Source organism: Citrobacter sp. XT1-2-2 (assembly GCF_023516235.1).
Taxonomy (GTDB): Bacteria; Pseudomonadota; Gammaproteobacteria; order Enterobacterales; family Enterobacteriaceae; genus Citrobacter; species Citrobacter werkmanii.
The window spans coordinates 3,534,294-3,555,752 of sequence record NZ_CP097324.1; the positions used below are offsets into that span (position 1 = coordinate 3,534,294).

The window sequence follows — 21,459 nt, forward strand, 5'->3', positions numbered from 1 at the left end:
TTAAATAAATAATCAATACCGAATATATATTCAATAATTAAAAGGATGACGTCACAGCAGGCCTGATGAAGTAATGACGCGACAATGAGGGATACCTTATCCTCTAAGCCGGGACGCAATGTGACTCAGGAGATAATCTATGTGTGCAGCGAAAAAAGAGTTCATTATTGCGCTGGATGAAGGCACGACCAACGCCAAAGCGGTCGCACTTGATGCACAGGGCAATGTGGTCGCAAAGTTTTCTCAGCCGCTGGCGATTCAGACGCCGCGTGAAGGCTGGGTTGAACAATCTGGCGAGGTGTTGATTGAGGCATCCATTGACGTCATTGCCAAAGCTGTAAATCACGTTGGCGCTAACAACGTGGCGGCGCTGGCCATCAGTAATCAACGTGAAACCGCCATTGGCTGGTATCGCCAGACAGGTAAGCCGTTGAATTCCGCAATTACCTGGCAATGCACGCGCAGCGCGGCTTACTGCGAGGAACTGCGGCATGAGAATAAAGAGCAACTGATCAAATCTACCACCGGCCTGCCAATCGCACCGCTTTTCTCGGCGTCTAAAATGCGCTGGCTACTGGAATCAGTGACCGATGGCCCACAGCTCGCTGCCCAGGGACAAATTTGCTTGGGTACCATCGACAGCTGGTTACTGTGGAATTTAACCGCCGGTGAGGCTTTCTGCTGCGACTACTCCAACGCCGCCCGCACACAGTTGTTGAATCTGCATACCGGAGAGTGGGATGACGCCATGCTGGCGCTTTTCCACATTCCGCGCGCCGCCTTACCGGAAATCAAACCTTCCAGCGGCTTGTTTGGTCATACCCGTGGCCTGAATGGCATTCCAGATGGGATCCCGGTGATGTCAGTGGTGGGTGACTCGCATGCCGCCCTGTTTGGTCATGCTCTCGGCGAAATGGGATGCGTTAAAGCGACATACGGCACCGGGTCATCGGTGATGGCGCCGGTCAAATCAGCCCAATGCGATATTGGCGCGCTGGCCACGACCATCGCCTGGCACGATGGCGATAGCATCATTTATGGCCTGGAAGGCAATATCCCGCACACCGGGGATGCGGTGGCATGGATGGCAGATAGCACCGGTCTGAGCGAGCTTTCGGATGACGAACTGACGCATGAACTCAATACCCTACCCGCCTCCGTTGATTCAACCCTCGGCGTTTATTTTGTTCCGGCGTTGACCGGACTTGGCGCGCCATGGTGGGATGACAGCGCCCGTGGCGTCATCTGCGGACTCAGCCGGGGAGTAAAACGTGCACACCTTATTCGCGCTGCGCTTGAGTCGATTACCTACCAAATCGCCGATGTTATGATTGCCATGCAGCAGCACAATGAATTCAAGTTATCCGCACTAATGGTTGATGGCGGCCCCACTAAAAATGACTGGCTAATGCAATATCAGGCAGACCTGTTGGGTTACCCGGTAATGCGCAGCGATGTAGCGGAACTTTCCGCCATCGGCGCGGCATTATTGGCGCGTAAAGCCCTTTATCCAGGTTCGCTAACTGATTTAAAAGCTTTTCTAACCGTACACAGTACATTTCAACCCGACATGGCGCGCCATCAGCGACTGCAAAAAAGATGGCAGGAATGGCGCCATGCGGTGAACAGAACATTATGGAAACCGGCCCCGTCCGCCTGACGCCTCACCAGGGAAAACGCGTGACGATTTTTACCACCTATAAAGGAGAACTCCGGACCATAAAAGAATTCAGGCTTTACGTTGTTTCACCGTACCCGACAATAACAACACAGAGAGAACATTGTCATGAAATTACGTTTAACGCTGTTAACTGCTGCAACCCTGACCGCTTTATCTTTTACCGCTCATGCCGCGGAAAAAGGGACAATTATGATTATGGTTAATTCACTGGATAACCCTTATTACGCTTCTGAAGCCAAAGGCGCCAGTGAAAAAGCCCAGGAGTTAGGCTACAAAACCACAATTTTGTCGCACAGCGAAGATGTCAAAAAACAGAATGAATTAATTGATACGGCAATCGGTAAAAAAGTCCAGGGTATCGTGCTGGATAATGCCGATTCAACGGCCAGCGTCGCTGCAATTGAAAAAGCGAAAAAGGCTGGAATTCCTGTAATATTGATCAACCGTGAAATTCCAGTCGATGATGTTGCGCTGGTGCAAATCACACATAATAACTTCCAGGCAGGTTCTGAAGTTGCCAACGTTTTTGTCGAAAAAATGGGTGAAAAAGGCAAATATGCGGAGCTGACCTGTAATCTCGCCGATAATAACTGCGTCACGCGTTCCAAATCCTTCCACCAGGTTATTGACCAGTTCCCGGACATGGTCAGTGTCGCCAAACAGGATGCCAAAGGTACGCTTATCGACGGCAAACGTATTATGGACAGCATCCTGCAGGCTCACCCGGATGTGAAGGGTATTATCTGCGGTAATGGGCCTGTAGCACTGGGCGCTATTGCGGCATTAAAAGCGGCAAACCGCAGCGACGTGGTCGTGGTTGGTATCGACGGCAGCAACGATGAGCGCGATGCGGTGAAAGCCGGCACTCTACAGGCAACCGTCATGCTCCAGGCACAGGCTATCGCCGCGCAAGGGGTTACCGATCTGGATAACTACCTGCAAAAAGGCATAAAGCCTGAAAAACAACGCGTCATGTTCCGCGGCATTCTCATCACTAAAGATAACGCAGATAAAGTACAGGATTTCAATATCAAGTCCTGATCTCGAGTTGTTGCGCCTCTCAGGAGGCGCAGAGGAGAATATTATGTCTAAAAAAGCCTGGCTGGCGCTGGCCGTGCTGACCGTGGGCGGATGCCGTATCGTCTCTCAGCAGGAGCTAGCGGACCTCAAGTCACCACCGAATCCACATATGGCCAATATAGACCAAACGTGGCAAAACCAAATTGTCCCGCAAATTGTAGGGCAGGCTCGCCCGGCCGCAGAGTTAATGGCGGCGTTACACTCTGAGAAAGATTTCGATAGCGCCTGTAAAAACCTCGGCTACCGCTCTCAGGAAGAGAATCCCTGCATCTTTTACATCCATGTGGAGGGAACAATTAGCAAACTCGACACCGCCTCTCGCAGTGGGAAAATGACCATCGCAGATAAAAGCGGGAACAACATCATTGTGCAGATAGGCCCCACGCTGCGCGGTACGCAATTACGCGATGCCTTTAAAGGCGCGAGTTATGGTGATTTCAATGACCAGGTATTGTTTGGCGAATATGGTCGGGCGATTAACGAACAAGCAATAAAGATGATCCAGTCAGCACAGCTTAAAACCGGAGAAGCAGTGCACGTTTATGGCGTTTTTTCTGGGTGGGATATACCACAATCTATTCCAGATATTACACCAGCAAAAATAGAATCTGCGGGAGGACATTAACATGCAGCAGCAAGATATCGTCGCTCCTCAATCCGTCGAATCTGAAGTTATTATCGAAACCCACGATTTATCACGTATCTATCCTGGCGTAGTAGCATTAGATAACGTCAACTACCGGGTTTATCGGAATAAAGTAAACGTACTGATCGGAGAAAATGGTGCGGGTAAGTCCACCATGATGAAAATGCTTGCTGGTGTCGAAAGCCCCTCTTCCGGAAAAATTATTCTGGATGGTACGCCAGTCGTATTAAATTCGACTCATCAGGCCGAAAAACTGGGTATCAGCATTATTTTTCAGGAGTTGAATTTATTCCCGAATATGAATGTCATGGATAACATTTTCATGGCTAACGAATTCTTTCAGAAAGGGAAAATCAACGAAAAATATCAATACGCACTGGCGAAATCTTTGCTGGAAAGGCTGGAGCTGGACGTTGATCCGTATACACCGTTGGAAGAGCTTGGGATCGGCCATCAGCAACTGGTCGAGATTGCCCGCGCACTTTCCAAAGATACCCGCGTTTTGATTATGGATGAACCCACTTCCGCGCTTAGTCAGTCCGAAGTCAAGGTGCTGTTTAACGTAATAGAGCAACTCAAACGGCGCGGCGTCACCATCATCTATATATCTCACCGTCTGGAAGAGCTGATGGAAATTGGTGATTACATTACGATTTTCCGCGATGGCCGTTTTATCAGTGAACGCCCGGTGAATGATGCCAGTATTCCGTGGATCATTGAACAGATGGTAGGTGACAAGAAAAAACATTTTGATTATCAACCCGCCCCACAAGGTGAAACGGTGCTAGCCGTACAGGGACTTACCGCGCTTCACCCAAGCGGCGGTTATAAGCTAAATGATGTGACGTTTAGTCTCAGCAAAGGTGAAGTCATCGGGATTTATGGCCTGCTGGGAGCAGGACGGACGGAATTGTTCAAAGGTCTGGTCGGACTCATGCCCTGTCAGAGCGGCAGCGTACAGCTCAATGGCGAATGCATTGATAAAGCCCATTTTCAGTCACGCCTCAAAAAAGGGCTGGCGCTGGTGCCGGAAGACAGACAGGGCGAAGGCGTTGTGCAGATGATGTCGATTCAGTCCAACATGACGCTGTCTGATTTCAGCCTGCAAGGCTTTCGTCGGGCCTGGAAATGGCTAAACCCGCATAAAGAGCAGGCCAGTGTGAAGGCGATGATCCAGCAACTGGCCATCAAAGTGAGCGATCCCGAATTGCCTATCACCTCCTTAAGCGGTGGTAATCAGCAAAAAGTGGTGCTGGGTAAAGCATTAATGACGCAACCGCAGGTGGTCTTCCTGGATGAACCCACCCGAGGCATTGATGTAGGAGCCAAAACCGATGTGTATCACCTTATCGGCAAAATGGCGCAGCAAGGATTGGCTGTGATGTTCTCTTCATCAGAGCTGGACGAAGTGATGGCGCTGGCGGACCGCATTCTGGTAATGGCCGATGGCCGAATCACCGCCGATGTTCCCCGCCATGCAGTCACCCGCGAGACGTTAATCGCGGCTTCTACACCTCAAGATTAATCAGGCTGGAATCCATCATGAACCAGAAATATATGATTTATATGTACCTGCTGAAGGCCAGAACGTTTATCGCGCTGCTGCTGGTGATCGCATTCTTCAGCGTGATGGTACCGAATTTCCTGACCACATCTAACCTGCTGATCATGACTCAACACGTCGCCATAACGGGGTTACTGGCAATTGGTATGACGCTGGTGATACTGACGGGCGGCATCGATCTATCCGTCGGCGCGGTGGCGGGTATCTGCGGTATGGTTGCGGGCGCCTTGCTCACCAATGGTCTGCCCATCTGGGGCGGGAACATCATCTTCTTCAACGTGCCAGAGGTCATTCTCTGTGTCGCCGTCTTCGGGATTATCGTTGGTTTCATTAACGGCGCCGTCATCACGCGTTTCGGAGTGGCGCCGTTTATCTGTACGCTCGGCATGATGTACGTTGCCAGGGGATCTGCTCTTCTGTTTAACGACGGCAGCACTTATCCAAATCTCAACGGCATGGATGCTCTCGGCAATACCGGTTTTGCCACGTTGGGTTCAGGCACGCTATTGGGGATTTATCTGCCCATCTGGTTGATGATCGCTTTCCTGTTGCTGGGCTACTGGGTAACTACCAAAACGCCGCTTGGCCGCTATATCTACGCGATTGGAGGCAACGAATCCGCCGCACGCCTGGCCGGGGTGCCTATCGTAAAAGCGAAAATCTTTGTGTACGCCTTTTCCGGGCTATGTGCCGCCTTTGTTGGGCTGATTGTCGCCTCGCAACTGCAAACCGCCCACCCGATGACCGGCAATATGTTTGAGATGGATGCCATCGGCGCAACCGTGCTGGGCGGAACCGCGCTGGCAGGCGGGCGCGGACGCGTCTCCGGCTCCATTATCGGTGCTTTCGTCATTGTCTTCCTCGCTGATGGCATGGTGATGATGGGCGTCAGCGACTTCTGGCAAATGGTCATCAAAGGAGTAGTTATCGTCACCGCGGTGATCGTCGATCAGTTCCAGCAAAAGCTGCAGAACAAAGTCATTCTGATGCGTCGCCATGAAGAAAAGTTGGCGGCAGCACCCTCAGTAAATACCGTATCCAGTTAAGCAGCAACATTCCGCCGGGCATGCTTTGTCCGGCCTATACAGGGGATAAAAATATGCAACGTGATTTTCATGGTAAGACGATTGTTATCACCGGTGCTTGTCGTGGGATTGGCGCAGGTATCGCCGAACGTTTCGCCCGCGACGGCGCAAATCTGGTGATGGTGTCTAATGCCGAGCGCGTCCACGAAACGGCGGAGCAACTTCGTCAGCGCTATCAGGCAGATATTTTGTCATTACAGGTGGATGTGACCGATGAGCTAAAGGTGCAATCTCTGTACGAGCAGGCCGCAGCACGCTTTGGCACCATTGATGTTTCCGTTCAGAATGCGGGCGTCATCACTATCGACTATTTCGACCGTATGCCGAAAGCTGATTTCGAAAAAGTCCTCGCTGTAAATACCACCGGCGTGTGGCTCTGCTGCCGGGAAGCGGCGAAATATATGGTTAAACAACAACATGGCTGTCTGATTAATACCTCCTCGGGTCAGGGTCGCCAGGGTTTCATCTATACCCCACATTACGCCGCCAGCAAGATGGGCGTAATTGGTATCACGCAAAGCCTGGCGCATGAGCTGGCTCCATGGAATATCACCGTCAACGCCTTCTGCCCGGGGATTATCGAAAGCGAAATGTGGGATTACAACGACCGAGTATGGGGTGAGATCCTCAGCACTGAGGATAAACGCTATGGCAAGGGTGAGCTGATGGCTGAATGGGTTAAAGGCATCCCAATGAAACGCGCGGGTAAACCTGAGGATGTCGCCGGGCTGGTCGCTTTCCTTGCATCTGACGATGCGCGTTACCTTACCGGACAAACCATCAACATCGATGGCGGCCTGATTATGTCATAACACCCGCAGGGTGTTCGCGAAGAGAGTCATCACTATGATCGCAAAAGATTTTGCTCAGCAACTGTTTAACCTTGAGGGACGTGTCGCTTTTGTCACTGGTGCGGGCAGCGGCATTGGACAGACCATCGCATACGCGCTTGCCAGCGCTGGCGCGCGCGTGGTGTGCTTTGATCTGCGCGAAGACGGTGGTCTAAAAGAGACCGTTAATAATATCGCGACGATCGGCGGCCAGGCGGCACTCTATACGGGTGATGTCCGTCAGCTTAGCGACTTGCGCGCCGCCGTAGCCCTGGCGAAGGAACGTTTTGGTCGCCTGGATATCGCGGTGAACGCCGCAGGCATTGCCAACGCCAACCCGGCGCTGGAAATGGAAAGCGAGCAGTGGCAACGCGTTATCGATATTAACCTCACCGGCGTGTGGAACTCCTGTAAAGCTGAGGCGGAGCTGATGCTGGAGTCCGGCGGCGGCTCGATTATTAACATCGCCTCCATGTCCGGGATTATTGTCAACCGTGGCCTCGAACAGGCCCATTACAATAGCGCTAAAGCGGGGGTGATTCATCTTTCAAAAAGTCTGGCGATGGAGTGGATTGAAAAAGGGATCCGCGTGAACTCCATCAGCCCGGGATATACTGCCACACCGATGAACACTCGCCCGGAGATGGTTCATCAGACGCGAGAGTTTGAAAGCCAGACGCCGATTCAGCGCATGGCGAAAGTAGAAGAGATGGCCGGTCCGGCACTATTTCTTGCCAGCGATGCGGCCTCATTTTGCACTGGTGTAGACCTGGTTGTCGACGGTGGATTCATCTGCTGGTAAACAGTCAGTCGCCCGCAGCGTTTTTAACTGCGGGCGTTTATTTACTCGCCACGACATGCCGCCAATGTTTTTCGTTGCCGCCCATGTTCATCAAAGTTGTCGGCAGCCAGCCAACGCTGCAATGCGGCATCGCGCTGCGGCCATTCGCTGTCAATCATTGATAACCAGTCGCTGTCGCGGTTGCGCCCCTTACGCACGATCTTCTGGCGAAAACGCCCTTCGAAGATAAACCCCAGACGCTCTGCCGCCCGTCGCGACGCCGTGTTCAACGAATCGCATTTCCACTCCACGCGCCGATAGCCTGACGCAAACGCCTGACGCAGCAGCAGCCAGACGCTTTCGGTGCCGAGTACCGTATTTTTCATGCGCGGCGACCAGGTCACATGACCAATTTCGACCGAGCCATGCTCCCGTTCGATCGCCATAAAGCACACCAGGCCAACGGCACGCCCGGAACGCTGTTCAATTACCGCATAGGGAACCAGAGAGGCGTCAGTGGATTTTGCCGCGATCCAGCAAGCCGCGGCTTCAACGCTCGTTGGGCGGGAGCTTGCAAGCCAGGTCCAGTCGCGATCGTCGGGTGCCTGCGCATAGGCATCAAACAGGTCGGCGGCATGGCTGTCGGCATCCAGAGGAACCAAACGGCAATACTGTCCAACAAGCTCTTCCCGTGGCAGCACGGCGGCCCCCTTCCAGTCCGGCACAACATCGCCGACTGTCTGTCCATAAAGATTTATTTCCGGCACGGATTCAACCCCTGGTGCGAAGCAAAAAATAGTTATAGCACCTGCCATTTCACCTTCAAAGCGTCACCCGGTGATTTCTTACGCAAAACAGAAAACCAGCAGTCCTTCTATACTTAATTAAAATCAACGCTGAAGAGAACCCTATGTCACTACCCGATTTTCATGTTTCCGACCCTTTTACGCTAGGCATTGAACTGGAAATGCAGGTGGTTAATCCCCCAGGTTACGACCTGAGCCAGGATTCTTCCCGGCTGATTGACGCCATTAAGCCACAGCTTACCGCCGGGGAAGTGAAGCACGATATCACCGAAAGTATGCTGGAGATGGCAACCGGGGTTTGTCGCAATATCGACCAGGCTGATGCTGAATTGTCGGCCATGCAGCAGATAATCATGCGGGTTGCGGCAGAGCATCACCTCGCCATCTGCGGCGGTGGTACGCACCCATTTCAAAAATGGCAACGTCAGGAAGTCTGCGATGACGAACGCTATCGACGTAACCTGGAAAATTTTGGTTATCTTATTCAGCAGGCGACCGTTTTCGGTCAGCACGTCCATGTTGGCTGCGCCAACGGTGATGATGCAATTTACCTCCTGCACGGGCTGTCGCGATTTGTTCCTCATTTTATTGCGCTCTCTGCCGCCTCGCCTTACATGCAGACATCCGACACGCAATTTGCCTGCGCGCGCCTGAATATATTCTCCGGCTTTCCCGATAACGGTCCGATGCCATGGGTAAATAACTGGCAGGAATTTACGGGACTATTTCGCCGGCTGGCTTACACCAGCATGATTGATAGCATTAAAGATTTGCACTGGGATATCCGCCCCAGCCCGCACTTCGGTACGGTTGAGGTTCGGGTAATGGACACTCCGCTGACCCTTAAACACGCGGTCAATATGGCGGGACTGATTCAGTCCACCGCCCACTGGCTACTCACCAAACGTCCATTCAAACACCAGGAGCGTGATTATTTACTGTATAAATTCAACCGTTTTCAGGCCTGCCGTTTTGGTATGGCGGGAATCGTCACCGACGTGAATACGGGCGATGGGCATCGCCTGGAGGATGACACGCTACGACTGCTGGAGAATGTCGCTGCCTCTGCGGAGAAAGTGGGGGCGACCAGCGCGATTGAAGCCTTACGCCTGCAGGTTAAACATGGTCATGATGAAGCACAGAATATGCGTGATTTCGTGGCGGAAGGCGGATCGTTGAGTGGTCTGGTGAAAAAACACTGTGAGATTTGGGCAGGGCTTTAGGCGTGGGGTTTGCGTTGCCCGCTGAGATCCCGGACAATGGTATTTTAACTCAAGTTTAACAATACCATGAAACACCCGCTTGAATCGCTGATGACCGCCGCTGGGATCCTGCTACTGGCTTTTCTGTCCTGCCTGCTCTTACCTGCCCCTTCACTTGGCCTGGTGCTGGCGCAAAAACTCGTCGCCACCTTTCATCTGATGGATCTCAACCAGTTTTACACGTTGCTGTTTTGCCTGTGGTTTTTACTACTGGGGGTGATTGAGTATTTTGTGCTGCGCTACATTTGGCGGCGCTGGTTCTCGCTGGCGGATTAAACCCGCGAGAACCCGGTGCCGTTAATGCGTTCGGCTATGATTTTCTTTGCGATAAGCGCCCGGCGGTTGACTAAACGTACGGGTGAAAATACGCGTAAAAGTCTGCTGTGAATCGAATCCGTACTTCAAACAGATGTCGTACACTTTCTGATCGGTATCGCGCAGATCGCGCGCCGCCAGCAGCAGTTTACGCTCACGGATGTAACGCCCCAGGCTCTCGCCTTTGTACTGCATAAAAAGACGCTGTAGGTGCCATTTTGAATAACCCGCATGGCGTGCAATATCATCAATGCGCAATGGTTGATTCAAATTATCATCAATCCATTCAACAATCGTATCAATTACCTGAGCAGAAATCGTCATCATGCTCTCCCCTGTGTTCATTGATTCGCCTGCTGCCACCAGGCCGTAAACGTTTGGTCCGGTTCGGACAGTATGACCGGTTCACCCAGCATCGGCGTCAGCAGTCGGTAATCTTGTTGGCGGCTGGCAAGCGCCAGTCGTTTGTACGGATCATCCCAGGTATGTTTCGCCAGAACAAAACGACCTGCGTGACCGGGCAAAACGGCTTTCGCATGCAGATCCGCCGCGGCCTGAGCCGTCTCTTCCGGCATCATGTGAATAAACTTCCAGTCCTGGTCATACTGACCGTTCTCCATAATCGCCAAATCAACCGCGCCAAACTGCTCGCCAATGGCTTTAAAATGCGGCCCGTAGCCGGAATCCCCGCTGTAATAAACGTTCTGCCCCGGCATTTCAAACATAAAGCTGGCCCACAGCGTCTGATTACGCTTAATGCCTCGCCCCGAAAAATGGCGGGCTGGCAGAACATGAACAATCAGTGAATCCGTCACTCTGACGGACTGATTCCAGTCACGTTCGTCGATTATCTCGCTGCGCATTCCCCAATAACGCAGATGCGACCCCACACCCAGCGGCGTAATCACCCGTTTAATCTTCGGCATTAACGCCTTGATGGTGGCGAGATCCAGATGGTTATAATGATCGTGCGAGATGATGAGCAGATCGATCTCCGGCATCGTCTGCGCGGTCCACGGATAATCCCCGGCAAAGGCTTTGTTCAGAAATGAAAACGGCGCGGCATAGTTGCTGAACACCGGATCAATCAGGATGCGTTGACCCGCCAGTTGCAAATACCATGAGGAGTGGCCCAGCCAGACCAGAGTATCCTGCTGCGGCGGTAACCCGGCGAGATCGCTCGCCACCAGGGGTAACGGCTGCGCTGGCCGCGCATTTTCACGCTTAGCGACCAGAAACTCCCACCAGGCCGCCAGCATACCTTTGTTACCGGTATAGCCCGGTGTTGGCACCTGGTTATGAAACTGTCCATCACGATAGTGTGGCGACTGTTCAACCTGACTCAGTTGTGCCCCTTGCGGCGCCTGGCCAAATCCGGCATTGAGTACAAACGGTAAACTTGTAGCAGCGGCAATAAGCATAATAACAACCACACAAACTGTGAGACGCTTCATATCCTGACCTTAAACGCGCCTCCTTTCCGCTGGTTTGCGCGACTGACTCTTGATTATGAGTGAGTAAGCACTCATTATAGAAATCGAAAGTTCGCCGTCAAGATGATTTTCAATCTTTGACATTCTCCGTTGCGGTGCTGCAAAGGCCGTGATTCAATCATGTTTTTTACAGACTTAAGGGTAAAGTGTAGTGGCTCGTCCGAAGAGTGAAGACAAAAAACTGGCATTACTGGAAGCTGCAACCACAGCATTTGCACAATCAGGTATTGCGGCCTCAACCGCCGTAATCGCGCGCAATGCAGGGGTTGCGGAGGGAACGTTGTTTCGCTATTTCGCGACCAAAGATGATCTGATCAACGAGCTTTACCTCTTTTTAAAACACGATCTCTGCCAGTCGATGATGGCCAATCTGGACCGTTCAGTGACCGATGCCAAAACCATGACTCACTACATCTGGAACAGCTACATTAGCTGGGGTCTGAATCATACCTGCGGACATCGCACCATTCGTCAGTTGGCCGTCAGCGAGAAAATCAGCAAAGAAACTGAACAGCAGGCTGACGATATGTTCCCGGAACTGCGCGATCTTTGTCATCGCTCCGTGCGCCCTGAATTTATGTCGGACGAGTATCGCGCCTTTGGCGACGGGCTTTTTTTGACACTTGCAGAAACAACCATGGAATTCGCTGCCCGCAACCCTGCCCGCGCGACTGAATACATTTCGTTGGGGTTTGAAGCCATGTGGCGCGCCCTGACCCGCGAGGAAAAATAATGGATGGAAAGACACTGCATGTCTGCGCGAAGCGCCTTGCGCTTGAACTGCCTTTTACTGAGCACTGCTGGCCTTTTGGCCCGGAATACGACGTGTTCAAGGTCGGCGGCAAGATTTTCATGCTGGTCTTTGAACATCACGGACGCCTGCTGGTTAACCTGAAATCCGATCCGCAAAAATCACTGTTAAATCAGCAGATCTACCCCAGCATTGAACCCGGTTATCACATGAATAAAAAGCACTGGATCTCAGTCTATCCAGGCGACGACATTACCGAGTCATTGCTGACGGACCTGGTGAGCGACTCATGGCACCGGGTGGTGGATGGTTTGCCTAAGCGCGATCAGCAACGCCTGCGGCCAGGCTGATTTATCGTTAGCGTCGATAAGTGTTTTTGCATTTTTCGCTCTTATCATTTTCTCGCTAACCCTGTACCCTGCTGAAACTAAACGCACCCGCAGGGTAGGAAAACCACCAGGAGTAGTTATGGATATTGTTTCTGTCGCCTTAAAACGTTACTCCACTAAGGCATTCGATCCGAATAAAAAACTGACCGCTGAGCAGGCCGAAAAATTAAAAACGCTGCTGCAGTTTAGCCCGTCCAGCACCAACTCTCAGCCGTGGCACTTTATCGTTGCCAGCACTGACGAAGGTAAAGCGCGCGTGGCGAAATCCGCAGCCGGCGGCTTTGTATTCAACGAGCGTAAAATGCTGGATGCATCCCACGTTGTGGTGTTCTGCGCCAAAACGGCGATGGACGATGCATGGCTGGAGCGCGTCGTCGATCAAGAAGAGCGCGATGGCCGTTTCGCTACCCCGGAAGCCAAAGCCGCTAACCACAAAGGCCGTACTTTCTTTGCCGACCTGCACCGCAAAGATCTCAAAGATGACAACCACTGGATGGCGAAACAGGTGTACCTGAACGTCGGTAACTTCCTGCTGGGCGTTGCGGCGATGGGGCTGGACGCGGTGCCAATCGAAGGCTTTGATGCTGCCGTTCTCGACGCAGAGTTTGGCCTGAAAGAAAAAGGTTTCACCAGCGTAGTCGTGGTCCCGGTAGGTCATCACAGCGTAGAGGATTTCAACGCCGCGCTGCCGAAATCTCGTCTGCCGTTGGAAACAACGCTGACTGAAGTCTGATTTTTGCCGTTATGCCCGATGCGTGTCGCCGTCATCGGGCGTATCACTACTGATTCAGCCACGCCAGAGCCTGCTCCCCCGCTTCATCCATCGGTAAATAAACCAGCAGCCGCGAACCGTTACGCGGGGCGGAATACCAGTACATTTGCTGCAAGCTAAAACGCCCTAACTGCGGATGAACAAAGTTTTTGACCTGATTTTCCACACCGCGAACGTCATAACGCTGATGCCATAATGCTTCAAACTCAGACGATGCGGCAAAAAAGCGCGCCAGTTTATTTTCCCAAACAGGATCGCTGCGATGTTCCGCCATTGCCGCACGGAAATAAGAAACAAACGTCGGTAATACATCGCAGTTTTCTATCCGGCTACGCCAGGTTTCATTCGTGAGATAGAGGTAAATACAGTTGCGGTCTTCGCTCGGGAGCGTGGAGAAATCAACGCCCATCAACCGGCAAAAACTGTCGTTCCAGGCCACGATGTCAAAACTGGGTTTCTGAATACTGGCGGGCTGCGGCATCAGGCTGTCGAGCATCTTTCGGGTGCCTGGCGCAATCCCTTCACACACCATCACCGGCGTGGATTCCGGTGGCGTCAATCCGGCCAGTACAAACAGGTGGCGGGTTTCCAGCGGACTGCATTGCAGCGCGCTCGCCACATTCAGCAAGACCGCTTGCGACGGATTGACCTCTCGCCCCTGCTCCAGCCAGGTGTACCAGGTGACGCCAACGTTAGCCAACATCGCGACTTCTTCGCGGCGCAGACCGGGCGTTCTTCGCCGCCCAATGCGCGGCAGGCCCAGACGCTGCGGATCGAGGCTTTCCCGTCGCGCACGTAAAAACGCGCCGAGCTGCTTGCGGCTGTCATCAGGGAGAATAACCGCGGATTCCTGTTGCGCTATTACCGACATGGACTCTCCAGCATAGTAGTGCCAATACCAGTATAACCAGGAACTGGTACCCGTTTAATTTTTCAGTGATGCTACGTCCATCTGCAAAATGATGCAATGGAGTTACTATGAGTACATCAACTGTTTCACCCGGCCGCATAGGGTTGCTGCTGTTATTGACAGGCCAAATGCTCCCGCTCATTGATACATCAATTACCAATGTCGCTCTGGATTCCATTACCCAGTCGCTTCAGGCCACCACCACACAGCTGGAGCTGATTGTCGCTTTGTACGGGGTGACTTTCGCCGTTTGTCTGGCGCTGGGCAGCAAACTCGGTGATAACTATGGTCGCCGCCGCCTGTTTATGACAGGCGTCGTGCTGTTTGGCATCGCCTCTCTTTTATGCGGGATGGCGAATTCCATTCATATGTTACTGGCTGCCCGCGTTCTACAAGGTGCGGGCGCGGCGCTAATCGTGCCGCAGATCCTTGCCACCCTGCACGTCACGCTGAAAGGTCCTGCACATGCGCGGGCCATCAGTTTGTATGGAGGAATTGGCGGCATCGCGTTTATTGTCGGCCAGATGGGCGGAGGCTGGCTGGTTTCGGCAGATATTGCAGGGCTGGGCTGGCGCAACGCCTTTTTTATTAATGTCCCGATCTGTCTGTTAGTTCTGATGTTCAGCCAACGCTATGTCCCGGAAACCACACGAGAAACCCGAACCCGCATCGACTGGCTGGGCACCAGCAGTCTGGCTGCGATTCTCTGCTGCTTGTTGTTTCCCATGGCATTAGGCCCGGAAACCGGCTGGCCGTGGCAGACTCAGCTTGCTCTGGTCGCCATCCTGCCTTTGGGATGGTGGATGCGCAGCAATGCGTTACGACAAGAACAGACCGGGCAGCATCCTCTCTTACCGCCACGCCTGTTAAAACTCAGCAGCATCCGGTTCGGCGTGCTGATCGCATTACTGTTTTTTAGCGCCTGGTCAGGATTTATGTTCTGTATGGCGCTGACGCTACAGGCCGGTCTGGGGATGGCGCCCTGGGAATCCGGCAATAGCTTTATTGCGCTTGGCGCAGCCTATTTTATCTCCGCCTGTTACGCACCGCGACTCATTGCCCGCTATAGCACGGGACGTATTCTGCTCACCGGGTTGATTATTCAGATCGCTGGCTTGATGGGCTTAATGATGACCTTCTGGTATTCAGGTATGCATACCTCGGCCATTTCGCTCGTTCCGGCGACAGCGTTTATCGGCTATGGTCAGGCGCTGATTGTGAACAGTTTTTATCGCATCGGTATGCGCGATATCGCCACGCACGATGCGGGCGCCGGAACCACCATCCTGAGTACGTTGCAGCAGGCAACATTAGGACTCGGTCCCGCCGTGTTGGGGGCGCTGTTCCTGCATCTGCAGCAACATTACCATGGTGATTACACGCGCTCGGTTATCGGCTTTTTAGCCGTCGAAGCCACAATGATGACCGTACTGTTACTGACTACCTTTTTATTTCGCCGCACGCTGAATATCAATCCGGTGTGCGCCAGCATCACCGCAAAATCGTAGGCAAGACGAGCGTAATTTGCATAAGCTCACGACAGCGGTCATCATAGGCCGCTGTTTATTAAGGAGACATTATGCAGGAATTGATATCTCAGGTAGAAGAACTCGGCATTGAAATAAACCACACCACCTCGCTGGTGATGATTTTTGGCATTATTTTTCTCACCGCCATTATTGTTCACGTTATTTTGCACTGGGTGGTGCTGCGCGCATTTGAAAAGCGCGCAAACGCCAGCTCCCGTCTGTGGCTACAAATCATCACGCAGAACAAGTTATTTCACCGGCTGGCATTCACCCTGCAGGGTATCATTGTCAACATTCAGGCCGCGCTGTGGTTACAAAAAGGCAGCGAAGCCGCAGAGATATTAGTGACCTGCGCTCAGCTGTGGATCATGATGTACGCCCTGCTGTCCCTGTTCTCCCTGCTGGACGTTATTCTCAATCTGTCGCAAAAACTCCCAGCCGCATCTCAGCTACCGTTGAAAGGTATATTCCAGGGAATCAAACTGATCGGCGCAATTATCGTTGGGATTTTGATGATTTCCCTGCTGATTGGTCAGTCCCCGGCAATACTGATAAGCGGCCTGGGCGCGATGGCCGCCGTCTTAATGCTGGTGTTTAAAGATCCAATCCTCGGCCTGGTGGCCGGCATACAGCTTTCAGCCAACGATATGTTGAAGTTGGGCGACTGGCTGGAAATGCCGAAATACGGCGCAGACGGCGCGGTTATCGATATTGGTTTGACCACGGTGAAAGTGCGCAACTGGGATAACACCATCACCACTATCCCCACCTGGTCACTGGTATCGGACTCTTTTAAAAACTGGAGCGGGATGTCTGCTTCCGGGGGGCGACGCATTAAACGCAGCATCAGCATTGATGCCACCAGCATTCATTTTCTTGACGAAGATGAACGCCAGCGACTGCATAAAGCACACCTGCTAAAGCCGTATTTAACCACGCGTCATCAGGAAATTGACGAGTGGAATCAGCTATTGGATGCGCCTGAATCCGTATTGAATCACCGCCGGATGACCAATATTGGCACTTTCCGCGCCTATCTGAACGAATATTTACGTCACCATCCGCGGATTCGCAAAGATATGACGTTAATGGTACGCCAGCTTGCGCCGGACGATCATGGTTTGCCGATCGAGATTTATGCTTTTACCAATACGGTAGTCTGGCTGGAATATGAAAGTATTCAGGCTGATATCTTCGACCATATATTCGCAGTGATCGAAGAGTTTGGCTTACGCATTCATCAGTCGCCTACCGGAAATGATATTCGCGCATTGTCAGGGGCTTTTCAGCGTTAATCGGCAATGAGAAGTGGTAACCGATCTCATCGCCAGGATGAGATCGGTCAGATATTAGCGGGATTTGCGGCGCAGCAGTTTGAAGGCAACAAACAGGAACAGGATCCATATCGGCAGCAGAATAGCGGACAAGCGCATATCATCCATGGTGCACATCAGCACCAGAATCATGCCGAGGAAGGCAATGCACAGATAGTTTCCGGCCGGATACAGCAGCGCTTTAAACTGGGTATCACGTCCTTTGCGGCGCATCGCCGCGCGGAATCGCAAATGCGCCAGACAAATCATAATCCAGTTTAGTAGCAGCGTCGCGACAACCAGCGCCATCAACAGACTGAACGCTTTTTGCGGCAGCACATAGTTGATCAACACCACCAGTGACGTAATCGCGCCGGACAGAATCAATGAGTTCACCGGAACGCCACGACGACTGACGCGGGTTAAAAACTTCGGCGCATTTCCCTGCACGGACAAGCCAAACAGCATGCGGCTGTTCGAGTAAACACCGCTGTTATAGACCGACAGCGAAGCCACCAGAATGACAAAATTCAGTGCAGAAGCCACCACGTTACTGTCAAGATTATGGAAAATCATCACGAACGGGCTACTGTTTGATTTCACTTCCACCCACGGGTACAAGGCCAACAGCACCACCAGAGAACCGATGTAAAACAGCAAAATACGGTACACCACCTGATTTACCGCTTTCGGGATGCTTTTCTGCGGATCCTGCGCTTCCGCGGCGGTGATCCCTATCAATTCCAGCCCGCCAAACGAGAACATAATCACCGCCAGCGAGAGGATCAATCCGTTCCAGCCGGTGGCAAAAAAGCCGTTGTAACGCCAGAGATTATCGATGCTCGCATGTTCCCCGCCGTTACCGGAAAACAGCATCCAGATGCCAAAGCCAATCATGCCGATAATGGCCAGCACTTTAATCAGCGCAAACCAGAATTCCGTTTCGCCATACAGACGTACGTTAACCAGATTGACGGCGTTGATGATCACAAAAAACGCGGCGGCCCAAATCCAGGTGGGGACATCGGGCAGCCAGTACTGCATGTAGATTCCGGCCGCTGTCAGCTCCGCCATGCCAACCAGCACAAACATCACCCAGTAGTTCCAGCCGGACAAAAAGCCAGCAAACGGTCCCCAGTATTTATAGGCAAAATGGGCAAACGATCCGGAAACGGGTTCTTCCACCACCATTTCGCCCAGTTGACGCATAATCAAAAAAGCGATGATTCCGGCTACGCCGTAACCCAGTAACACCGCAGGCCCCGCCATCTGAATGGCCGGACCAATGCCCAAAAACAGGCCGGTTCCAATTGCGCCGCCCAGCGCAATTAACTGAATATGGCGGTTTTGCAACCCCCGCTGAAGCGTCGGCTCATTCGTCGACGCGGCATCAGACACGCTGGTGTCAGATGCAGTTGACGCGTTTTTCACGCCCTTCCCCTGTGTCGTTTTTATTGAAGGGGCTTCTTTTAACATTTCAACCTGGTTGCCGCAAGGCGCAATCGTTTAACACCATGGTCATCAGCGATGCCTGAGCCGTTGTTATTTTTCATGGGGCTGCACCTTACCAGAGCTCACGCTTTTCATAATTACAGTGAATTATTCTGGACGAAAAGGCATTCCAGGCCACAGAATGCGCTTTACTGTTTTTCTAACATTTTCAAATGGGTGAGCCTGTTGTATTTCAGTCACTCGTTTTTAAGCCAGGCCAGGCAACGACTGTCATGAATAAGATCATCAAACGACTGGAAATCGTCAAAAGCGCTATTGAACTGGAAGATGAGGAGATTATTTTCCAACAGGTGGCGCATCTGAAAAATGAGCCTTTGTCAGTCGTGCCAGACACCATCGTGCAGGCGATCGAAGCCCGGCGCTTTAGCGATGCTCTGCGTGAAATCACCGCCTGGCTGCAATCTCAGCGGGCAGTCTCTACGTGGCAGGATCCTGCGATTGCGGCGAGTAAACTCGAACTGAAAGCGCTTGAAACACAACTGCGTGACCTGATTGATAAGCGCAACACGCGCATTCAAATCCTCGATGATTTCAACGATCTATACCATCTTCGTCTTGGGCCGCTGATGAGCCGCATCCTTGAGTTGCGTAAGCAACTGGCCGTCAGCGCCCAGCGTAAACAGGAAGCGGAGCGAAAGCGCCGGGAAAAAGACTATCAATCCTGTCAGCACTATATTTCCCAGGCCGTTGAGCAGTTGGCCAGACTCAATCAGCAATGGATGAACCAGCACTCAGATTCGCGCGAATCTGTCGAAACCCGGCAACGCATTCAGCAACAAACGGAGCTGATCACCGCCCTGCTGGCGGAGATTCGTGAGCTGGAAAACGACTTTTCTCGCCAGGACGACAGCGCGACTCGCCAGGCACAAGAAGAGGCCAGTCATGAATATGATGAATATCAGGAGCAGCAGCAGGACGCACAGCATCGTTTTACTCGCGATCAACGACTTTCTGCCGATGAGCGTAGCGAGCTAAAGCGCCTGTGGCGGCAGGCCAGTCGTCTTTGCCACCCGGACGTAGTGGCGGATGATCTGAAAGAGAAAGCGCACCAGATGATGGTACAGCTTAACCAGGCGCGCCAAAATGCCGACCTTGCCGCCGTACGGGCGTTACTGACCCAGTTACAAACTGGTCTCGAACCGATGATGGCGAGCGACCGATTGAACGATCTGCAGCATTTACGCAGCAAAATACAGCAGCTCAGAGAACAAATTAACGCACTGCTGAAAGAGATTACCGAACTAGAGGCGGAAAACGCCTGGCGCCTTGCTTCCTCCGTGACCGATAAAGAGGCTTACTTCTCTGACCAGCAACGGGCGCTGACGGAAATCCGCAACTCGCTGGAACAACAGGTGCAACAGGTCGAGCAGGAGCTGTTAGCGGGCTGAGCGCTAGCAGCGAAGTAAGCAGATAAAATGACAACGGCAAGCAACATGCTCAAATAAAGCACAAAAAGACCAACTCAGAATAAAAAACCATGAATCTTTGTTTAATTGGCTAAATAGTCTTAAATTAAAACATTTTTAGATGCTTAATGTAAATTTGGCGATATTTCCATCTTTACTGTTCCCACCCGCCCCTTCTTCCTAATCTTAATTAAGAATTCTCCTACCCACCAACCAGTCCATCATCACAAGCTGGCATTCCTTTGAAATATAATCATTTTTAAATAAATCGCCGTCAACAAGCCCAGGAATATCCTGCCTTTATGGAAAAGGTGGGCCCATTCTTGTGGTGATCCATAAGCGAAATCTATCAATCATCTGCTCAGAGGTGATATAAACGATTTATCTTAAATTTTAACAAAGTGTAATATCTACTTTCAGAATAGTTAATGCTTCAAATAAATACAGAAAATATCTGTTGAATCGGCAATAAATAAGGATACTTTCGAACCAAAGAACGTTATACGAGATTTAATTAACATTCCGCGCGTCGCAAGAAACTCTTTTTTCAGCCAGAAAAAAGAGGCGACTGCTTGCATTAAAATTTCAAGGAGATCGTAATGTCTAAGGCTATTTTTTTGGGTGATTCACTTTATCCCTGGCTAGGCATGCGAGAAATTCTACGTGGTTCATCATTATATATTGATATCACATACCACTCCTCTCAGACGTTTTCAGCAGTCAAGTTCCTGCCAGATGGCACGGATTACATCATTATTAATCCTGACAAATCAGATTTTTTAAAATATGCCCGGATTATCCGCAGCATGGCTATCCGCCCTGCCACAAAAATTATTGTTTTGGCAGATGAAGCCACCTTTTCTCTTTTTCAAACCGTTTGCGGGAAGAACATGCAATTACTCGATCAAGATGCCAGTCTCGATCGGCTACTGCATGCCGTTACACGTATCATACAGAATAAAAAACAAAATAATATCAATGCACTACATACTAAAATTACCGCAAACGAATTCAATGTCATGATGATGCTTGCCCGGGGTTGGTCATTGGCACAAATCGCCGGGGCGTCACAAAAAAGTGAAAAAACCATCGGGGCGTACAAAAGCAACATTGCCAGAAAGCTCGGCAAAAATAACACCCGGCTCAAGTACACCATTTCCCACTATAGCCAGCCGTAACTGACTTATTTAAGGACTATTATCACGGTTATTATTTAAATCTTTCCTTTCGGCTCATTTTTAATTCCGCAACGCTCGGAAGGGAGCCCTATTCCCAAAAATCAATATGCCGGGTAGCGCATCCGCGGGCCAATCATAGCCAACAACTCAACGTAT

At 51.6% G+C, this 21,459-nt stretch carries 21 protein-coding genes; 16 read left to right on the forward strand and 5 right to left on the reverse strand.

All coding sequences use genetic code 11. The features are described from left to right. Positions 1 to 139 precede the first annotated feature (139 nt). The 7 genes from M4I31_RS16975 (at position 140) to M4I31_RS17005 (ending at position 7,688) form a co-directional block, all read left to right on the forward strand. Positions 140 to 1,660 (forward strand): glycerol kinase GlpK, encoded by a 1,521-nt coding sequence (locus M4I31_RS16975; protein WP_085047556.1) that lies wholly within the window; start codon positions 140 to 142, stop codon positions 1,658 to 1,660. Between the two features lie 126 nt (positions 1,661 to 1,786). Beyond that, entirely contained in the window at positions 1,787 to 2,722 is a 936-nt protein-coding gene (locus M4I31_RS16980) for a D-ribose ABC transporter substrate-binding protein (RefSeq protein WP_085047557.1), read from the forward strand. Positions 2,723 to 2,765: 43 nt separating this feature from the next. Next, entirely contained in the window at positions 2,766 to 3,386 is a 621-nt protein-coding gene (locus tag M4I31_RS16985) for a DUF2291 family protein (protein ID WP_085047558.1), read from the forward strand. A gap of 1 nt (position 3,387) precedes the next feature. Beyond that, on the forward strand, positions 3,388 to 4,932 hold the full coding sequence (locus tag M4I31_RS16990) for a sugar ABC transporter ATP-binding protein (protein ID WP_085047559.1): 1,545 nt from the start codon (positions 3,388 to 3,390) through the stop codon (positions 4,930 to 4,932). A 17-nt stretch (positions 4,933 to 4,949) separates the two neighbouring features. Then, on the forward strand, positions 4,950 to 6,017 hold the full coding sequence (locus M4I31_RS16995) for an ABC transporter permease (protein WP_085047560.1): 1,068 nt from the start codon (positions 4,950 to 4,952) through the stop codon (positions 6,015 to 6,017). 53 nt (positions 6,018 to 6,070) lie between these two features. Next, positions 6,071 to 6,868: an SDR family oxidoreductase gene (locus M4I31_RS17000; RefSeq protein WP_085047561.1), complete on the forward strand. Its 798-nt coding sequence runs from the start codon at positions 6,071 to 6,073 to the stop codon at positions 6,866 to 6,868. Positions 6,869 to 6,902: 34 nt separating this feature from the next. Next, positions 6,903 to 7,688 carry an SDR family oxidoreductase gene (locus tag M4I31_RS17005; protein ID WP_085047562.1) on the forward strand — a complete coding sequence of 262 codons (786 nt, stop codon included), beginning with the start codon at positions 6,903 to 6,905 and terminating at the stop codon, positions 7,686 to 7,688. Positions 7,689 to 7,729: 41 nt separating this feature from the next. Here the strand turns inward: M4I31_RS17005 and M4I31_RS17010 are convergent, their stop codons facing one another. Continuing rightward, positions 7,730 to 8,434: a GNAT family N-acetyltransferase gene (locus M4I31_RS17010; protein WP_085047563.1), complete on the reverse strand. Its 705-nt coding sequence runs from the start codon at positions 8,432 to 8,434 to the stop codon at positions 7,730 to 7,732. A 143-nt stretch (positions 8,435 to 8,577) separates the two neighbouring features. Here M4I31_RS17010 and M4I31_RS17015 point away from each other — a divergent pair, with 143 nt between their 5' ends. Continuing rightward, complete coding sequence (locus M4I31_RS17015; protein ID WP_085047564.1) at positions 8,578 to 9,696, forward strand: YbdK family carboxylate-amine ligase; 1,119 nt, start codon at positions 8,578 to 8,580, stop codon at positions 9,694 to 9,696. A gap of 66 nt (positions 9,697 to 9,762) precedes the next feature. Beyond that, complete coding sequence (locus M4I31_RS17020; protein WP_069323123.1) at positions 9,763 to 10,011, forward strand: DUF1158 domain-containing protein; 249 nt, start codon at positions 9,763 to 9,765, stop codon at positions 10,009 to 10,011. 21 nt (positions 10,012 to 10,032) lie between these two features. Here the strand turns inward: M4I31_RS17020 and M4I31_RS17025 are convergent, their stop codons facing one another. Together M4I31_RS17025 and M4I31_RS17030 are read right to left on the reverse strand one after the other, a co-directional pair. Next, positions 10,033 to 10,374, reverse strand: coding sequence for a RamA family antibiotic efflux transcriptional regulator (locus tag M4I31_RS17025; protein ID WP_003021996.1), 342 nt, complete (start codon positions 10,372 to 10,374; stop codon positions 10,033 to 10,035). Between the two features lie 17 nt (positions 10,375 to 10,391). Continuing rightward, on the reverse strand, positions 10,392 to 11,504 hold the full coding sequence (locus M4I31_RS17030) for an MBL fold metallo-hydrolase (protein ID WP_085047565.1): 1,113 nt from the start codon (positions 11,502 to 11,504) through the stop codon (positions 10,392 to 10,394). 190 nt (positions 11,505 to 11,694) lie between these two features. On the opposite strand from M4I31_RS17030, the gene M4I31_RS17035 reads away from it, so the two are divergent. The 3 genes from M4I31_RS17035 to nfsB all read left to right on the forward strand — a co-directional run bounded on the left by M4I31_RS17035 (position 11,695) and on the right by nfsB (position 13,416). Further along, positions 11,695 to 12,276 (forward strand): TetR/AcrR family transcriptional regulator, encoded by a 582-nt coding sequence (locus M4I31_RS17035; protein ID WP_069323121.1) that lies wholly within the window; start codon positions 11,695 to 11,697, stop codon positions 12,274 to 12,276. Then, on the forward strand, positions 12,276 to 12,644 hold the full coding sequence (locus M4I31_RS17040) for an MmcQ/YjbR family DNA-binding protein (protein WP_161668264.1): 369 nt from the start codon (positions 12,276 to 12,278) through the stop codon (positions 12,642 to 12,644). The genes M4I31_RS17035 and M4I31_RS17040 overlap by 1 nt, the downstream gene beginning before the upstream one ends. Positions 12,645 to 12,762: 118 nt before the next feature. Continuing rightward, positions 12,763 to 13,416, forward strand: coding sequence for an oxygen-insensitive NAD(P)H nitroreductase (gene nfsB, locus M4I31_RS17045; RefSeq protein WP_069323119.1), 654 nt, complete (start codon positions 12,763 to 12,765; stop codon positions 13,414 to 13,416). Between the two features lie 46 nt (positions 13,417 to 13,462). On the opposite strand, the gene M4I31_RS17050 is transcribed toward nfsB, so the two are convergent. Next, a complete protein-coding gene (locus M4I31_RS17050; protein ID WP_085047567.1) occupies positions 13,463 to 14,326 on the reverse strand; it encodes a helix-turn-helix transcriptional regulator in 864 nt (287 codons plus the stop codon). Between the two features lie 107 nt (positions 14,327 to 14,433). Here M4I31_RS17050 and M4I31_RS17055 point away from each other — a divergent pair, with 107 nt between their 5' ends. Together M4I31_RS17055 and M4I31_RS17060 are read left to right on the forward strand one after the other, a co-directional pair. Then, on the forward strand, positions 14,434 to 15,873 hold the full coding sequence (locus M4I31_RS17055; RefSeq protein ID WP_085047568.1) for an MFS transporter: 1,440 nt from the start codon (positions 14,434 to 14,436) through the stop codon (positions 15,871 to 15,873). Positions 15,874 to 15,944: 71 nt separating this feature from the next. After that, on the forward strand, positions 15,945 to 17,189 hold the full coding sequence (locus M4I31_RS17060) for a mechanosensitive ion channel family protein (RefSeq protein WP_069323117.1): 1,245 nt from the start codon (positions 15,945 to 15,947) through the stop codon (positions 17,187 to 17,189). A 54-nt stretch (positions 17,190 to 17,243) separates the two neighbouring features. On the opposite strand, the gene pheP is transcribed toward M4I31_RS17060, so the two are convergent. Beyond that, positions 17,244 to 18,638, reverse strand: coding sequence for a phenylalanine transporter (pheP, locus tag M4I31_RS17065; protein WP_038638573.1), 1,395 nt, complete (start codon positions 18,636 to 18,638; stop codon positions 17,244 to 17,246). A gap of 293 nt (positions 18,639 to 18,931) precedes the next feature. Here pheP and M4I31_RS17070 point away from each other — a divergent pair, with 293 nt between their 5' ends. Beyond that, positions 18,932 to 20,107, forward strand: coding sequence for a DnaJ family molecular chaperone (locus tag M4I31_RS17070; RefSeq protein WP_085047569.1), 1,176 nt, complete (start codon positions 18,932 to 18,934; stop codon positions 20,105 to 20,107). A gap of 617 nt (positions 20,108 to 20,724) precedes the next feature. After that, complete coding sequence (locus tag M4I31_RS17075) at positions 20,725 to 21,303, forward strand: LuxR C-terminal-related transcriptional regulator (protein ID WP_085047570.1); 579 nt, start codon at positions 20,725 to 20,727, stop codon at positions 21,301 to 21,303. Positions 21,304 to 21,459 lie beyond the last annotated feature (156 nt).

What these genes read in the sequence shown, in the direction of transcription:
- M4I31_RS17050 (WP_085047567.1), bottom strand. Translation starts at nt 14,326, where the DNA reads ATGTCGGTAATAGCGCAACAGGAATCCGCGGTTATTCTCCCTGATGAC.
- M4I31_RS17025 (WP_003021996.1), bottom strand. Translation starts at nt 10,374, where the DNA reads ATGACGATTTCTGCTCAGGTAATTGATACGATTGTTGAATGGATTGAT.
- M4I31_RS17030 (WP_085047565.1), bottom strand. Translation starts at nt 11,504, where the DNA reads ATGAAGCGTCTCACAGTTTGTGTGGTTGTTATTATGCTTATTGCCGCT.
- M4I31_RS17020 (WP_069323123.1), top strand. Translation starts at nt 9,763, where the DNA reads ATGAAACACCCGCTTGAATCGCTGATGACCGCCGCTGGGATCCTGCTA.
- nfsB (WP_069323119.1), top strand. Translation starts at nt 12,763, where the DNA reads ATGGATATTGTTTCTGTCGCCTTAAAACGTTACTCCACTAAGGCATTC.
- M4I31_RS16975 (WP_085047556.1), top strand. Translation starts at nt 140, where the DNA reads ATGTGTGCAGCGAAAAAAGAGTTCATTATTGCGCTGGATGAAGGCACG.
- M4I31_RS17070 (WP_085047569.1), top strand. Translation starts at nt 18,932, where the DNA reads ATGAATAAGATCATCAAACGACTGGAAATCGTCAAAAGCGCTATTGAA.
- M4I31_RS16980 (WP_085047557.1), top strand. Translation starts at nt 1,787, where the DNA reads ATGAAATTACGTTTAACGCTGTTAACTGCTGCAACCCTGACCGCTTTA.
- M4I31_RS17055 (WP_085047568.1), top strand. Translation starts at nt 14,434, where the DNA reads ATGAGTACATCAACTGTTTCACCCGGCCGCATAGGGTTGCTGCTGTTA.
- M4I31_RS16985 (WP_085047558.1), top strand. Translation starts at nt 2,766, where the DNA reads ATGTCTAAAAAAGCCTGGCTGGCGCTGGCCGTGCTGACCGTGGGCGGA.
- M4I31_RS17075 (WP_085047570.1), top strand. Translation starts at nt 20,725, where the DNA reads ATGTCTAAGGCTATTTTTTTGGGTGATTCACTTTATCCCTGGCTAGGC.
- M4I31_RS17000 (WP_085047561.1), top strand. Translation starts at nt 6,071, where the DNA reads ATGCAACGTGATTTTCATGGTAAGACGATTGTTATCACCGGTGCTTGT.
- M4I31_RS17060 (WP_069323117.1), top strand. Translation starts at nt 15,945, where the DNA reads ATGCAGGAATTGATATCTCAGGTAGAAGAACTCGGCATTGAAATAAAC.
- M4I31_RS16995 (WP_085047560.1), top strand. Translation starts at nt 4,950, where the DNA reads ATGAACCAGAAATATATGATTTATATGTACCTGCTGAAGGCCAGAACG.
- M4I31_RS17005 (WP_085047562.1), top strand. Translation starts at nt 6,903, where the DNA reads ATGATCGCAAAAGATTTTGCTCAGCAACTGTTTAACCTTGAGGGACGT.
- M4I31_RS16990 (WP_085047559.1), top strand. Translation starts at nt 3,388, where the DNA reads ATGCAGCAGCAAGATATCGTCGCTCCTCAATCCGTCGAATCTGAAGTT.
- M4I31_RS17015 (WP_085047564.1), top strand. Translation starts at nt 8,578, where the DNA reads ATGTCACTACCCGATTTTCATGTTTCCGACCCTTTTACGCTAGGCATT.
- M4I31_RS17040 (WP_161668264.1), top strand. Translation starts at nt 12,276, where the DNA reads ATGGATGGAAAGACACTGCATGTCTGCGCGAAGCGCCTTGCGCTTGAA.